Origin of the sequence: Nocardioides jiangxiensis (assembly GCF_030580915.1) — a bacterium.
GTDB classification, from domain to species: Bacteria; Actinomycetota; Actinomycetes; order Propionibacteriales; family Nocardioidaceae; genus Nocardioides; species Nocardioides jiangxiensis.
The window spans coordinates 1044182-1058151 of record NZ_JAUQTA010000001.1 but is presented as its reverse complement, the minus strand read 5'-3'; the positions used below and the strand labels follow the sequence as shown (position 1 = coordinate 1058151).

The 13970-nt window shown below is 70.9% G+C and carries 14 protein-coding genes and 1 riboswitch; of the genes, 8 read left to right on the top strand and 6 right to left on the bottom strand.

Translation table 11 applies throughout. The features are described from left to right. Positions 1–11: 11 nt before the first annotated feature. The 3 genes from Q5722_RS05240 to Q5722_RS05230 all read right to left on the bottom strand — a co-directional run bounded on the left by Q5722_RS05240 (position 12) and on the right by Q5722_RS05230 (position 3278). Positions 12–1496: a flavin monoamine oxidase family protein gene (locus Q5722_RS05240; protein WP_305027156.1), complete on the bottom strand. Its 1485-nt coding sequence runs from the start codon at positions 1494–1496 to the stop codon at positions 12–14. Between the two features lie 85 nt (positions 1497–1581). Beyond that, positions 1582–2130, bottom strand: coding sequence for a hypothetical protein (locus tag Q5722_RS05235; protein WP_305027155.1), 549 nt, complete (start codon positions 2128–2130; stop codon positions 1582–1584). Then, positions 2127–3278, bottom strand: a complete 1152-nt coding sequence (locus tag Q5722_RS05230; RefSeq protein WP_305027154.1) for an alpha/beta fold hydrolase — start codon at positions 3276–3278, stop codon at positions 2127–2129. Before Q5722_RS05230 ends, Q5722_RS05235 begins: the two co-directional genes overlap by 4 nt. Before the next feature lie 59 nt (positions 3279–3337). On the opposite strand from Q5722_RS05230, the gene Q5722_RS05225 reads away from it, so the two are divergent. After that, the gene (locus Q5722_RS05225; protein ID WP_305027153.1) at positions 3338–4891 is read left to right on the top strand and encodes an FMN-binding glutamate synthase family protein; all 1554 of its coding nucleotides are present in this window, start codon (positions 3338–3340) and stop codon (positions 4889–4891) included. Positions 4892–4897: 6 nt separating this feature from the next. Here the strand turns inward: Q5722_RS05225 and Q5722_RS05220 are convergent, their stop codons facing one another. The 3 genes from Q5722_RS05220 to Q5722_RS05210 are packed head-to-tail and all read right to left on the bottom strand — an operon-like array spanning position 4898 to position 7790. Then, positions 4898–6343 (bottom strand): alpha,alpha-trehalose-phosphate synthase (UDP-forming), encoded by a 1446-nt coding sequence (locus Q5722_RS05220; RefSeq protein ID WP_305027152.1) that lies wholly within the window; start codon positions 6341–6343, stop codon positions 4898–4900. 31 nt (positions 6344–6374) lie between these two features. Further along, entirely contained in the window at positions 6375–7382 is a 1008-nt protein-coding gene (locus tag Q5722_RS05215) for an adenylate/guanylate cyclase domain-containing protein (RefSeq protein ID WP_305027151.1), read from the bottom strand. 3 nt (positions 7383–7385) lie between these two features. After that, entirely contained in the window at positions 7386–7790 is a 405-nt protein-coding gene (locus tag Q5722_RS05210; RefSeq protein WP_305027150.1) for a Crp/Fnr family transcriptional regulator, read from the bottom strand. Between the two features lie 227 nt (positions 7791–8017). Here Q5722_RS05210 and Q5722_RS05205 point away from each other — a divergent pair, with 227 nt between their 5' ends. From Q5722_RS05205 to Q5722_RS05175, 7 genes are all read left to right on the top strand, one after another. Next, positions 8018–8314 carry a DUF3263 domain-containing protein gene (locus Q5722_RS05205; RefSeq protein ID WP_305027149.1) on the top strand — a complete coding sequence of 99 codons (297 nt, stop codon included), beginning with the start codon at positions 8018–8020 and terminating at the stop codon, positions 8312–8314. 2 nt (positions 8315–8316) lie between these two features. Continuing rightward, positions 8317–8817 carry a LytR C-terminal domain-containing protein gene (locus Q5722_RS05200; RefSeq protein ID WP_305027148.1) on the top strand — a complete coding sequence of 167 codons (501 nt, stop codon included), beginning with the start codon at positions 8317–8319 and terminating at the stop codon, positions 8815–8817. 52 nt (positions 8818–8869) lie between these two features. Then, the gene (otsB, locus tag Q5722_RS05195; RefSeq protein ID WP_305027147.1) at positions 8870–9724 is read left to right on the top strand and encodes a trehalose-phosphatase; all 855 of its coding nucleotides are present in this window, start codon (positions 8870–8872) and stop codon (positions 9722–9724) included. A 43-nt stretch (positions 9725–9767) separates the two neighbouring features. Next, positions 9768–9898: riboswitch (SAM riboswitch) on the top strand. Positions 9899–9909: 11 nt separating this feature from the next. Further along, positions 9910–11175 (top strand): threonine synthase, encoded by a 1266-nt coding sequence (thrC, locus tag Q5722_RS05190; RefSeq protein ID WP_305027146.1) that lies wholly within the window; start codon positions 9910–9912, stop codon positions 11173–11175. Positions 11176–11205: 30 nt separating this feature from the next. Further along, positions 11206–11484 (top strand): MoaD/ThiS family protein, encoded by a 279-nt coding sequence (locus Q5722_RS05185; protein ID WP_305027145.1) that lies wholly within the window; start codon positions 11206–11208, stop codon positions 11482–11484. 48 nt (positions 11485–11532) lie between these two features. Then, complete coding sequence (locus tag Q5722_RS05180; RefSeq protein ID WP_305027144.1) at positions 11533–12942, top strand: cytochrome ubiquinol oxidase subunit I; 1410 nt, start codon at positions 11533–11535, stop codon at positions 12940–12942. Further along, a complete protein-coding gene (locus tag Q5722_RS05175) occupies positions 12942–13943 on the top strand; it encodes a cytochrome d ubiquinol oxidase subunit II (protein ID WP_305027143.1) in 1002 nt (333 codons plus the stop codon). The genes Q5722_RS05180 and Q5722_RS05175 overlap by 1 nt, the downstream gene beginning before the upstream one ends. Positions 13944–13970 lie beyond the last annotated feature (27 nt).

Sequence of the window (13970 nt, the reverse complement as noted above, 5' to 3'; positions counted from 1 at the left end):
GGCCTCATCCGTCACGGCGCCGCGATGACCTCCGCGGCCGCACGCTGGCCGGCGCGCACTGCGCCGTCCATGTAGCCGGTCCAGTACGTCGAGGTCTCGGTGCCGGCCCAGTGGACGCGGCCGTGCGGCGTACGGATGGAGGAGCCGACCGTCGACATCGTGCCCGGGCCCATGACCGCGACCGGCGCTCCCCGGGTCCATCGCTCGTGGGTCCAGTCGTGCTCGGTGTAGTCGATCGGGGTGAGCGCCTGCTTGCCGAACATCCGCGCGAAGCCGGCCAGCACCGCCTGCTTCCGCACCTCCGGCGAGAGGGTGCCGTACTGCGCCCACGTCGTCCCGCCGACGAAGGCGAGCAGGATGCCGTGGCCCGTCGACGGGACGCCGTTGTCGAAGGCGACGCGCACCGCCCCCGAGTCGCTGACGCCCATGCCCGACAGGCCTGCCTCGCGCCAGAACGGCGTCTCGTAGACGGCATCGCACTTCATCAGCCGGCCCATCTTCATCTGCTGCAGGAGCTGGGCGCGGGCGACGGGGAGGCCCGGGTTCCAGACGATGTCGAGGACGAGTGGCGGGGGAGCGGCCACGATGACCCGGCGGCACGCGACGTTGCCGCGGGTGGTGTGGACGAGCGCTCCCGTCGCGGTCTGGTCGACCTGGGTCACCGCCGCGTCGAGGGCGACGAGGTCGCCCAGCTGGCGCGCGAGGGCCAGTGGCAGGCGCTGCGAGCCGCCGACGAAGCGCCGCTCCTGGGCGCCGCCGGCCGTGTCGGCGTTCAGGTCGAAGGTGCCCTTCGTCGTCTCGTTGCCGGAGCAGGCGATGTAGTGGACGACGAAGAGCAGCGAGAGCTGGTCGGGGTCGGCGCCGAAGCCGGGCTGGGTCCACGACTTCAGCAGGTTGATGATGCCTGCGGCGTTGACCGCGTGCCCGCGGATGTAGCCCGCGAGGGTCATCGAGTCCCACTGCTTCGCCTTCGGGTGCGACCAGGGAGCGGCGACGTCGATCTCGGCGGCCCAGCCGTCGAGCGTCTTCAGCAGGAGCAGCGCGTCGAGCAGGATCGTGGGGTCGGGCGGGACGGTGCCGGTGTACGTCTGCCGGCCCAGCAGCTGCGAGACGTAGACGTTCCTGCCGTCGACGTACTCGGGGAAGGTCGCGATGCCGAGCTCTGCCGCGAGCGCCGCCACGTGGTCCTGGGTGGGGCCGATGAACGCACCGCCGGCCTCGATCGTGCCACCCGTGGCGAGCTGGTGGTTGAGCAGGCGACCGCCGACGCGCGAGCGTGCCTCGACGACCAGGACCGAGCGCCCGGACCGCGCTACCTCGCGGGCCGCCACGAGGCCGGAGAGGCCGCCGCCCACCACCACGGTGTCGACGCGCGCGGGCAGCGTGCCCTGGAGCGTCGCGGCGGTGGCCTGTGCGGTGAGCCCCTCCAGAGCGAGTACGCCGAGGGCTGCCGCGGTGCTGCCGAGGAGGTGTCGTCGGTTCAGGTCGGGAGACATCCCCCGATGGAACACCGACCGCCCTGTCGCGGTCCACGGGTCGGTGCAGCCGGTTCTGCGTGAATCGGTGCCGGAAACCGGTGAGTCAGGCGGTGACCGCGTCGCGTGAGGCGACACAGAACGCGGCGAACCACGCCACGACGACGAGGGTGGCGACCCGCGCCGGGTCCACGAGCGATCCGGTCCACGCGGGGCCGCTGCCCGAGGTGTCGAGGGCGAGGACGAGACCGAGCAGCGGCACCACCACGAAGGCGGTGCGGGCGATCCGGGAGGCCGCGGCGGAGCGCCAGCCCTCCGGCAGGGCCGCGTGCAGCCCGGTCGCCCCGCTCCGCACGACGAGCAGGACGGCCACGACGCCCAGGCTCCCGAGCACCGTCGACGAGCCGACGCCCGCGAGCGCCATCGCGGTGCCGGCGACGCCGAGGACCGCGCCCATGCGGGCCACGTTGAACGCATCCGTCGCCACCACGCCGTCCGCGGCACGCCGGCCGTCGGTGTCGCGGGCGAGCACCGTGCAGGCGACCGCACACACGGCGGCTCCCGCGAGCGCGACGGCCGGGACGGCGTACAGGCCGCAGGAGGCGCCGACCAGGGCGCCGACGGCGAGCAGGACCAGCGCGGTGCGGGCGGTCACGACTTCAGGGCCCGCGAACCGGCGGAGGAGTGGCGACGCCTCGGGTTGGCCCCGATCCCCATGCGCGAGGTGCCGGCCGAGGCCCACTGGTCGAGCCAGGCGTCGATCAGCGGCCACGTGGTGCCGCGCGCCGCCCGGCCGGTGACCATGCCCAGGTGGCCGCCCGGGACGGCCTCCCACCGGACCGCAGGAGCCGACTTCAGCATGGCCACGATCGGACGAACCGCTCCCAGCGGTGCGATGCCGTCGGTCTGGCCTCCCATGACCAGGACCGGCACCTTCACGTCGCGCACGTCGATGGTGCGGTCGCCCAGGTCGAGGCGTCCCGTGCGGAGCTCGTTGTTGCGGATCACCCGGTGGTAGAGCTGGCCGAACGTGCGGCCGGGGTAGGCCGTCATGTCGCGCGTGAAGGCCGCGACCGCCTCCAGCTGGGCGAGGAAGTCGGTGTCGTCGAGGTGTTGCACCGTGACGAGCGGCTTGGTCACCAGCTTGTCCACCGCCGAGAGCTGGAAGCCCCAGCGGACCAGGGTGCTCGGAGCGCCGCCGAGCACCTGGTAGCCCTTGGTGATCACCCGCAGCGGCTCGGGGATGTTGGCGTTGAGGAGCGGGCGCACGGGCGCCAGGAGCGGCACCTTCGCGACGTCCCACGGGGAGCCGAGCGTGGTGAGCGAGGCGACCGGGAGATCGGTGTGCGCCGCGAGCGTGAGCACCGAGAAGATGCCGCCCAGGCTCCACGCGACCAGGTGGACCGGGCGCCGACCGGTGTCGCGGTGCACGGCGTCGATGGCCGAGGGCAGCACCTCGTCGACCCAGTGCTCGAAGCCGAGCGCGCGGTCCTTGAAGGCGACCTCGCCGTACTCGACGAGGTACGTCGGCCGGCCGGCGTTGACGAAGTGCTCCACCAGCGAGCACGAGCGCCGCAGGTCGTAGCAGCTCGACGGCGCCGCCAGCGGCATGACCAGCAGCACCGGGTCGCCGAACGGGTCCACGCCCTCGGCCCGGTCGTAGCGGTAGACGAAGCGCAGCGGGCCCTCGTCGATGAGCGTGCGCGGCATCGGTCGCAGGTCGGCCACCCCGCCGTGGAGGACCTTGTTGGCGACGTTGCTCGCCGCGGAGGCGACCTGATCGGGCTTGGGGATCAGATCCATGCGGAAAACCTAGCGGGAATCGCTCGACAGGGAACAGGCGTGACGCTAGACACGTCACCATGAACTGGAAAGCACTGGTAGCAGCCGGCGCGGCCGGAGTCGGGGCGCTCGCCGCCCGCGACCTCACCCAGAAGACGCACGCGCTCAAGCGCAACTTCCCCGTCGTCGCCAACGCCCGCTACTGGCTCGAGAGCATCGGCCCCGAGCTGCGCCAGTACATCGTGACGGGAGACGACGTCGAGCGGCCGTTCAGCCGCGACCAGCGCCGCTGGGTCTACGCCTCCTCCAAGCTCGAGAACAACTACTTCGGCTTCGGCACCGGCAACGACATGGAGAACAACGTCGGCTACCCGATCATCAAGCACCGCACCTTCTCCCACGTCGCGCCGAGCACGGCGATCCACGCGGGCGAGGAGGTCGCGATCCCGTCGGCGAAGGTGCTCGGCGGCCCCCGCGGCCGCAGGCACGCCTTCCGTCCCAACTCGGTCGTCAACATCTCCGCGATGAGCTTCGGGTCGCTCTCCGGGGCGGCCATCGAGGCCCTCAACAAGGGCGCGGCGCTCGCCGGCGTCCTCCACAACACCGGCGAGGGGGCGCTCTCCGACCACCACCGCCAGGGTGGTGACATCACCTTCCAGATCGGTACGTCGTACTTCGGCTGCCGTGACGAACGAGGTCGCTTCGACATCGAGCGGCTCAAGGAGGTCGTCCAGACCGCGCCGGTGAAGGCGATCGAGATCAAGCTCAGCCAAGGCGCGAAGCCCGGGCTGGGCGGCATGCTGCCGGCCGCCAAGATCAGCGAGGAGATCTCCCAGATCCGCGGTATCCCGATGGGCAAGGACTGCTCGAGCCCGTCGCGCCACACGGCGTTCACCGATGTCGACTCGATGCTCGACTTCGTCGAGATGGTCGCCTCGGAGACCGGGCTGCCGGTGGGCATCAAGTCGGCCGTGGGGCACATGGACTTCTGGCACCACCTGCTCGACAAGTCGGGCCCGGACCGCAACGTCGACTTCATCACGATCGACGGCGGCGAGGGCGGCACCGGCGCCGCGCCGCTGGTCTTCACGGACTCGGTGTCCCTGCCGTACCGGCTCGGGTTCACCAACGTCTACAAGCTGTACGCCGAGGCCGGCCGTACCGACGAGGTGACCTTCATCGGCTCGGCCAAGCTGGGCATCCCGGAGAACGCGATCGTCGCCTTCGCGCTGGGTGCCGACATGGTCAACACCGCACGTGGAGCGATGCTCGCCCTGGGCTGCATCCAGGCGCAGAAGTGCCACACGGACCACTGCCCGACGGGTGTCGCCACGCAGAACAAGTGGCTGGCCCACGGCCTCGACCCGGCGCTGAAGTCCGTCCGGGTCGCCAACTACCTCAAGACGATGCGCCGCGACCTGCTCAAGGTCGCCGAGGCCTGCGGGGTCGCCCACCCCGGTCTGCTCAGCGTGCACGACATCGACCTGGTGGACGGCCTGCACACGAAGCGTCCTCTCGACGACGTGTACGGCTACCAGCCGGGCTGGGGCGTCCCGTCGCAGATGATCCGCGAGGAGATCACCGAGATCATGAAGCCGCGACTGCCCGAGGACGTCGCCGTGCCGGGCAGGTGATCCGGGTCAGCCCGCCGTACGGCGCGGGCGCCGACGGATCGGCGGCTTCATCGGCTTCACCGCGTCGAGCTCGTCGAGGAAGCCGGTCGCCCAGCGGTCGACGTCGTGCTCGCTGACGGTCTTCCGCATCGCCTTCATCCGGCGGGTGATCTCCTTGGGGTCCGCGGTCGCCGCCTCGACGATCGCGGCCTTCATGCCGTTGATGTCGTAGGGGTTGACCAGCCACGCCTGGCTGAGCTCGTGCGCCGCGCCGGCGAACTCCGACAGCACCAGGGCGCCGTCGTTGTCGTAGCGGCAGGCGACGTACTCCTTGCAGACGAGGTTCATGCCGTCGCGGTAGGGAGTGACGACCATGATGTCGGCGGCGCGGTAGAGCGCAGCCATCTCCTCGCGCGGGTACGAGGAGTGCAGGTAGGAGATCGCGGGACGGCCGATGCGGCCGAGGTCTCCGTTGACGCGTCCCACGAGCATGTCGATCTCGTCGCGCATCCGTCGGTACTCGTCGACCCGTTCGCGTGACGGCGTGGCGACCTGCACGAAGACCGTGGCCTCGACGTCGAACGTGCCGTCGGCGACGAGCTCGGCGTACGCGCGGAGGCGGGGGTAGATCCCCTTGGTGTAGTCGAGCCGGTCGACACCCAGCAGTACGCGCTTGGGGTTGCCGAGGGCCTTGCGGATCGCCTCTGCCCGGCGCGTCACCTCGGGGGAGCGGGCCAGGTCCTCGAAGTCGGAGGCATCGATGGAGATCGGGTAGGCGCCCGCACGCACCGGACGGCCGTCGGGCAGCGTGATCAGGTCGCGGTGCGTCTTGTGCCCGACCCGGGTCCGGACCAGGCGGACGAAGTTCTGCGCGCCGCCGGGGAGGTGGAAGCCGACGATGTCGGCGCCGAGCAGTCCCTCGAGGACCTGGCGCCGCCACGGCAGCTGGTTGAAGAGCTCCGCGGGCGGGAACGGGATGTGGAGGAAGAAGCCGATCTTCAGGTCCGGCCGGAGGTCGCGCAGCATCTGCGGCACGAGCTGCATCTGGTAGTCGTGCACCCACACCATCGCGCCCGGCGCTGCCACCTCGGCCGCCCGCTCGGCGAAGCGCTGGTTGACGCGCTTGTAGGCCTCCCACCACTCACGCTTGAACAGCGGCTTGGCGACCACGTCGTGGTACAGCGGCCACAGCGTGGCGTTGGAGAAGCCCTCGTAGAACTCCTCGACCTCACGAGCACTGAGGGTGACCGGCACGAGCTGCAGGCCGTCCTCCACGAACGGCTCGAGCTCCTCGTCGGTGCCACCGGGCCAGCCGATCCAGGCGCCCTGGTGGACGCGCATGACCGGTTCGAGCGCGGAGACGAGGCCGCCCGGCGAACGCCGCCACCGCAGCGTGCCGTCGGTGTCGACGACGCGGTCGACCGGGAGTCGGTTGGCGACGATGACCAGGTCGGCGGATCCGGAGGCGGTCATGCCTCGACCCTAGGGCATGCCCGTACGCCGCTCAGTCGGCGGCGTGCCGTGCCGCCGGGGGCCGGACGACCCACGCCTCGAGGCGGCTGTAGCCCCGCACCGCCTCGGGCGGGATGCGGCGGACCGTCCAGCGGTCGCCCACGAGCTCGGCCAGTGCGGGGTTGGCCAGCACCGTGCCCGGCCGCGCGAGCGAGGTGAGGCGTGAGGCGATGTTGACCGTCTCGCCGAAGACGTCGCCGAGGCGGTGCAGCACGGGGCCCCACGTGACGCCCGCCCGGACCTGGGGGAAGCTCGGGTCCGCCTCGTGGAGCAGGGCGAGGGTGCTGGCGATCTCGGCGGTCGCGTGGGGGTCGTCGACGACGAAGAGGATCTCGTCACCGATGGTCTTGACCACCCGGCCGCCGTGGGAGGCGACGAGGGCGCTGGCCGTGCTGTCGAAGCGCTCCAGGAGCGCGGCGAGCTCGCCCATCGAGAGCTCGCGGCTGGTGCGGGTGAAGGCGACCATGTCGACGAAGCCGACGCCGCTCTCGACGGCGCCCGACTCGGCGGCGAGGAGGGCGCGGCCCGCCGCGCGGGCGAGGTGGCGGCGCCAGACGTAGTCCTGCAGCTGCTGGAGCACGGGCAGGATCTCGCCGACGGCGTCACCGAGCTGGTCGGGGGGCACGTCGGCGAGTGCCCGTGCCATGAGCCGGACCTCCCAGTCCGCCAGGCGGCTGAACGACCGGCCCATGCTGCGGGCCGAGGTGAGCTCGTCGCCCTCCTCCATGCCGAGCGGCTCGAGGAACCGGGGGAGGAGCTCGAGCACGGCGATGTCGGCGTCGGTGAACAGGACGGCGTCGTCATCGGTGGAGGGGAAGCCCAGCGCTCGCCAGAGCGCGGTGAGGCGCTCCATGGCGATGCCCGTGGCCGCGGAGACCTGGGTGCGCGTGTAGAGAGCGTCCTCACCGAGGATCGCCCGGGTGACGTCGTCGTAGATCGTCCGCGACATGCCGGAGGCCGGGGACCCGTGGTCCCCGGCCTCCGCGTGGTCTTCGTCCAAGGCTCAGCTGTCTCCGAGGCGCTCGGCGGTCGTGGTCTCGAGGGCGTTCTTGAAGGTCGCCGACTTCGCCATGAGCTCGGCGACGGCCTCGTTGGTGAAGTGCAGGACCTCGAGGTCGGTGACCGATACGACGGACGCCGTGCGCAGGCGGTGGCCGACGATGGCGGACTCGCCGACGGTGTCGCCCGGGCCGAGGCGGGCGATCTCCTCGCGGCCCTTCCGGACCGAGACCTCGCCCGACAGGATGATGTACGCCTTGTCCGCCGGGGTCTTCTCCCAGATCAGGCCCCAGTGGGCGGGGATGTGGACGGCCGTGCCGTGGTCGGCGATCAGCTTGAGCTCGGCGTCGGTCAGGCCGGAGAAACGGTCGAGTGCGCGCAGTGCGGCAACCGTGTTCGTGTCGGTCACGGGCAGGGTCCTCTCAGGAATGTGACGTACCTCCCAGCAGGATCTTCGCGTGGTTGACCGGTCCTGTCCAGCGATCGCGCCCCATTCGTCACAACTGTTCACAGGCGTTTCCGGGCGTCTCCAGGCACGCCGCCGGAGCGAATGACATGCCTGTGATTACGTGTCAGGATGGGTGCGTCCGGTCAGTCGGACGCAGTTCTGGGTTCAGCGCGAAGGGGTCGAAACGCATGGACGCCGCCGAGACGGTCAACCAGGGCGAGGGTGCCGAGGGCGCCTCGCTCACGGAGCGCGATCGCGCCATCCTCGAGTTCGAGCGCCAGTGGTGGAAGTTCGCCGGCGCCAAGGAGCAGGCGGTCCGCGAGAAGTTCGACATGTCCTCGACGCGCTACTACCAGGTGCTCAACGCCCTGATCGACAAGCCCGAGGCGCTCGAGGCCGACCCGCTGCTGGTCCGTCGCCTCCGCCGACTGCGCGCCGCGCGTCAGCGCCAGCGGTCCGCCCGTCGACTCGGATTCGAGCTCTGAGCGTGGCCCGTCGCACCCGTGACGAGCAGGGCGCAGCCGCCCCGTCGTTCGTCGTCGTCCTGAGCGTCGTCGCCGTGGCCATGGCCGGCATCGCCCTCATCGCCAAGCACGACTCCGGCGACGACCTCGAGCCGGTGGCCAGGCCGACCACCTCCACGACCGTGGTGGAGTCCGGCAGCCCCAGCGTGGCCCCCACTGCCTCGGTGGCGCCGAAGCCGGTCAAGCGCAACGAGGTCAACGTCGAGGTCTACAACACCTCGAGCATCAAGAAGCTGGCCGCGCGCACCGCGGAGAAGGCGTCGACCCTCGGCTGGCAGGTGCTCGGCACCGACAACTGGCCCGGCAGCGTCCCCGCGCCGACGGTCTACTACGGACCCCGCCTCGAGGCAGCCGCGAAGCTCCTCGGCCAGGACCTCGGCATCCGCCGGATCCGGCCCGCCGTCGACCCGATGAAGCCCGACCGCATCACCGTCATCCTCGACCGGACCTACGTCGAGGGCTGACGAGCGCGGCCCGACCGGGGGTGCGTGACGCGTCCCGTGGTTGAGTAGGGGCATGCGGTTCACCTCGCCCGACGCCATGCAGCGGTACGCCGCGCTGGCGCGGGTGGCTGCGGGCACCGTGGTCGGTCTCGACTTCGACGGAACGCTCGCGCCGATCGTCGAGGACCCGGAGAAGGCCCGGATCCACCCGCGTGGTCCGGGCATCCTGCTCGACCTGGCGGCGCAGGTGCGGGGGATCGCCATCGTCACCGGGCGTCCCGCGCGTCAGGTCGTCGCGCTCGGGGCACTCGACGACCTCGGCACCGCCTTCTCGGACCAGGGACGCGAGCTGCAGGTCTTCGGGCAGTACGGCAACGAGCGCTGGAGCTCGCGTGACCGCCGGGTGCTCGGGCCCCGCCCACCGCACGGCCTGGCGTCGTTCCTCGGTGAGCTGCCGCGGATCCTGCGGCGGTGCGATGCCGCCGACGCCTATGTCGAGGACAAGGGGCTGGCGGTCGCCGTCCACACGCGGCGGCTCGAGGCGCCCGAGGCGGCGTTCCAGCGCCTGCTGCCGGAGCTCGCCATCGCGGCCGAGCGCCACGGCATGAAGGTCGAGCCCGGGCGGCAGGTCATCGAGATCCGCGCTCCCGGCGCCGACAAGGGTGACGTCGTCCAGAAGCTGGCGCACGACCTCGGCGCCCTCGGCGTCTGCTTCGTCGGCGACGACCTCGGCGACCTCGACGCGTTCCACGCCGTCCAGGCGCTGCGCGAAGACGGGATGACCACGCTGCTGGTCTGCTCGGCCTCCGACGAGGAGAGTGCGCTGGTGCCGCTGAGCGACGTCGTCGTCGCCGGTCCCGACGGGGTGCTGCAGTTCCTGGCGACGCTCGCCCGCGACGCCGCTGCCAGTGCCCGATCCGAGGAGTGAAACGGATTCGCGCGACGCTTCGCCCTGCCCGTACTCTTGAGCCTGCTCATCGAGAGGGACTGAGGGAACGGCCCGACGAAGTCCCGGCAACCGCCACGAACCTCCTGCTTCGGCAGTCGTGGAAAAGGTGCTAATTCCGGCCCGCGGCGAAAGACGGCGTGGGGAAGATGAGAGGGAGGTTCCTCATGAGCGTTGTAGAGACTGCCGGTCAGGTCCTGCGCGAGGGCGCGTTCGGCCACGCCACCGCACTGTCGTGCCGCGAGTGCGGCCACCAGGTCGCCCTCGGTCCGTTCTACGCCTGTCCGGAGTGCTTCGGTCCCCTGGAGATCTCCTACGACTTCCCGGCCGTGACCCGCGAGGAGATCGAGGCCGGCCCCGCCAACATCTGGCGCTACAAGGCGCTCCTGCCCGTGCCGTCGGACATCGAGCAGAGCCCCAACATGGAGCCCGGCTTCACCCGTCTGCTGAAGGCGCACAACCTCGGTCGTGAGCTCGGCATCGACAACCTGTGGGTGAAGGACGACTCGACCAACCCCACCAACTCCTTCAAGGACCGTGTCGTCGCCTGCGCCCTGTCGGCCGCGACCGAGCTCCACGCGAAGGTCTTCGCCTGTCCGTCGACCGGCAACCTGGCCAACGCCGTCGCCGCCGCCGGTGCCCGCTCGGGCATCAAGACCGTCGTCTTCATCCCGGCCAACCTCGAGAAGCCGAAGCAGATCAACTCGGCCATCTACACCGACTCGCTGGTCGCCGTGAACGGCAACTACGACGACGTCAACAAGCTGGCGTCGGAGATCGCCGGCGAGGAGGACGGCTGGGCGTTCGTCAACGTCAACGTCCGGCCGTACTACGCCGAGGGCTCCAAGACGCTCGGCTACGAGATCGCCGAGCAGCTCGGCTGGCGCCTGCCCGACCAGGTCGTCATCCCCGTCGCCTCGGGTTCGCAGCTGACCAAGGTCCACAAGGCCTTCCAGGAGCTGATCAAGCTCGGTCTGGTGGAGGAGAAGCCCTACAAGATCTACGGCGCCCAGGCCACGGGCTGTGGCCCGGTCGCCACGGCGTTCAAGGCCGGCGTCGACGCGATCCGGCCGGTGAAGCCGGACACGATCGCCAAGTCGCTCGCGATCGGCAACCCGGCCGACGGCATCTACGTCCTCGACATCTGCCGCGAGACCGGCGGTGCGGTCGAGGAGGTCACCGACGACGAGATTCGCGACGGCATCGTCCTGCTCGCGCGCACCGAGGGCATCTTCACCGAGACCGCCGGTGGCACGACCACGGCCGTGCTCAAGAAGCTCGTCGAGACCGGCCAGCTCGACACCTCGCTCGAGACCGTCTTCATCAACACCGGCCACGGCCTGAAGACCCTCGACGCCATCGCGGACAAGGTGGGCGCCGCGGCGACCATCGATCCGTCCTACGATGCCTTCAAGGCCGCCGGCCTCGTCTGACCGGCCTCATCTGATCAGGAGCAGCAGCACATGAGCATTTCCGTCCGCATCCCCACCATCCTGCGCACCTACACCGGTGGCGCGTCCGAGGTGACCGCCGAGGGTGCGACCCTCGCGGAGGTGCTCGACTACCTCGAGGCCAACCACGCCGGCATCAAGGACCGCATCCTCGACAGCAACGGCGAGCTGCGCCGCTTCGTCAACGTCTACGTGGGCAACGAGGACGTCCGGTTCCTCGAGAACCTGGCGACGGCCACCCCGGCCGGCACCCAGATCTCGGTGATCCCGGCGGTCGCGGGCGGCTGCTGAGGCGATCGTCACAGTGTCTTGAGAGGCCACGCTGCGTAGATTCGCAGCGTGGCCTCTGTCGTACTCCAGCTCGCCGCCGACGCGCCTTCCGGGCTGCTGCCGGCCCGCGACCAGATGGCGCTGTCGCTCGGCTGGCACATCGTGCTCGCCTGCTTCGGTGTCGCGTTCCCGTCGATGATCTTCGTGATGCACTGGCTGGGGCTCCGCGGCAACGCGACGGCCCTCGAGCTGGCCAAGCGGTGGTCGAAGGTCTCGGCGGTCCTCTTCGCGATCGGTGCCGTCTCCGGCACGGTGCTCTCCTTCGAGATGGGCCTGCTCTGGCCCAGGCTGATGGGCCGGTTCGGCGACGTCCTCGGCCTGCCCTTCGCCTTCGAAGGCCTCGCCTTCTTCATCGAGGCGATCTTCATGGGCATCTACCTCTACGGGTGGGGGCGCCTTCCCGCGCGCGTGCACCTCCTGACGTTGGTGCCGATGGCGGTGGCTGGCGTGGTCGGCACCTTCTGCGTGCTGGCGGTCAACGCCTGGATGAACAACCCGGCCGGGTTCCGCATCAACGCCGCGGGAGACGTCGTCGACGTACGACCGTGGGCGGCGATGTTCAACGACGGCGTGTACCTGATGTTCGCCCACATGTGGGTGGCGGCGTTCGTGGTCGTCGGCTTCACGGTCGCGGGTGTCTACGCCGTCGGGATGCTGCGTGGCCGGCGCGACGCGCACCACCGCCTCGGGTTCATGGTGCCGTTCGTCTTCGCGACGGTCTTCGCGCTGGCGCAGCCGCTGGTCGGGCACGTCCTCGGCCTCCGCCTGGCGGAGGCCCAGCCGGCCAAGCTGGCTGCGTTCGAGCTCGCGACCACGACCGAGGAGGCGCCTGCGCCGCTCCGGATCGGTGGCTGGCTCGGGTCCGACGGCGAGGTGCACGGCGACCTCGAGATCCCTGCGATCGGCTCGCTGATCGCCCGCAACTCCTTCGACAAGCCGGTGCCCGGCCTCGACACGGTGCCCGAAGCGGACCGTCCGCCGGTGAACATGACGCGCTGGTCCTTCCAGCTCATGGTCGCGTTCGGCTCGCTGCTGGCGGCCAGCGTCGCCGGCTACTGGCTGCTCCGCTGGCGGCGTCTCCCGGTGCTCGGTGGGCGCGACCTCCTCGAGAAGCGCTGGTTCCTCCGGTTCATGGCCCTCTCCGGCCCGCTCGCGATCCTCACGATGGAGCTCGGCTGGATAGCGACCGAGGTCGGCCGTCAGCCCTGGATCGTCTACGGCGTGATGCGGACCTCCGAGGCGGCGACGGACAACCCGTGGCTGTGGTTCTCGCTCGCCGGGGTGGCGACCCTCTACGCCGGCCTGACGGCTGCGGCGTACGTCGTCCTGCGGGGCATGGCGCGACGCTGGCGGGAGGGCGAGACGGACCTGCCCTCGCCGTACGGTCCGGCCCATCTCGACGAGGTGGAGGCGCACTGATGGGCATCGAGACCGTCGTCGCCGCGGCCCTCTTCACCGGAGTCCTCGCGTACGCCGTGTTCGGCGGCGCCGACTTCGGTTCGGGCTTCTTCGACCTCACCGCCGGTGGAGCGCGTCGCGGAGCGCGGCTGCGCACCCTGGTCGACCACAGCATCGGTCCGGTCTGGGAGGCCAACCACGTCTGGCTGATCTTCGTGCTGGTGACCTGGTGGACGGCGTTCCCGTCGGCCTTCGCTGCTGCGATGACGACGCTGTGGCTGCCCCTGATGCTCGGCCTGCTGGGCATCGTGCTCCGCGGCGCGAGCTTCGCCTTCCGCAAGTACGCCAGCACCCTGGGCCAGGCGCGCGTGTTCGGCATCGTGTTCGCCCTGTCCTCGCTGGTGACGCCGTTCTTCCTCGGGGCCGCGGCAGGCGCGATCGCGTCCGGGCGCGTGCCCGCGGAGGGCCACGGCGACCTCCTCACGAGCTGGCTGAACCCGACGGGGGTCGTGGGCGGTCTCGTCGCCGGCGGGACCTGCGCGTTCCTCGCCGGGTCCTTCCTGGTCGCCGACGCGGCGCGGGCGGAGCAGGCCGACCTGGCCGAGGTGCTCCGGATCCGCACGCTCGGCGTCGGCATGGTGACCGGTCTGGTCGTCTTCGCCGGCCTGGTCCCCCTCATGCACGACGCCCCCACGCTCTACGACGGTCTCTCGGGCCGTGCCCTCCCGCTGGTGCTGCTCTCGGCGGTGACCGGCGTCGCGACCCTCGTCCTGATCGCCCGCCGCCGCTACGCGCTGGCCCGCTTCACCGCGGTCGCGGCGGTCGCGACCGTCGTGCTCGGCTGGGGCGTGGCGCAGTACCCCTGGATGCTGGTCGACCAGGTGACCTTCGCCGACGCGGCGGGTGCACCGGCGACACTGACCGCGCTGACCGTGGCGGTGGCGCTCGCTGCCGTGATCGTGCTCCCGGCCCTCGGTTACCTGCTCTACCTGACCCAGACGGAGCGCTGGACCAAGCACTGAGGTCGCGCAGGACCCTTCCGTTCGCGT

Bases quoted from the DNA above. Each gene is read 5' to 3' on its own strand.
- Q5722_RS05220 (WP_305027152.1), bottom strand. From the start codon at position 6,343: ATGACCGCCTCCGGATCCGCCGACCTGGTCATCGTCGCCAACCGACTC.
- Q5722_RS05240 (WP_305027156.1), bottom strand. From the start codon at position 1,496: ATGTCTCCCGACCTGAACCGACGACACCTCCTCGGCAGCACCGCGGCA.
- Q5722_RS05205 (WP_305027149.1), top strand. From the start codon at position 8,018: ATGGACGCCGCCGAGACGGTCAACCAGGGCGAGGGTGCCGAGGGCGCC.
- Q5722_RS05175 (WP_305027143.1), top strand. From the start codon at position 12,942: ATGGGCATCGAGACCGTCGTCGCCGCGGCCCTCTTCACCGGAGTCCTC.
- Q5722_RS05230 (WP_305027154.1), bottom strand. From the start codon at position 3,278: ATGGATCTGATCCCCAAGCCCGATCAGGTCGCCTCCGCGGCGAGCAAC.
- otsB (WP_305027147.1), top strand. From the start codon at position 8,870: ATGCGGTTCACCTCGCCCGACGCCATGCAGCGGTACGCCGCGCTGGCG.
- Q5722_RS05225 (WP_305027153.1), top strand. From the start codon at position 3,338: ATGAACTGGAAAGCACTGGTAGCAGCCGGCGCGGCCGGAGTCGGGGCG.
- Q5722_RS05185 (WP_305027145.1), top strand. From the start codon at position 11,206: ATGAGCATTTCCGTCCGCATCCCCACCATCCTGCGCACCTACACCGGT.
- thrC (WP_305027146.1), top strand. From the start codon at position 9,910: ATGAGCGTTGTAGAGACTGCCGGTCAGGTCCTGCGCGAGGGCGCGTTC.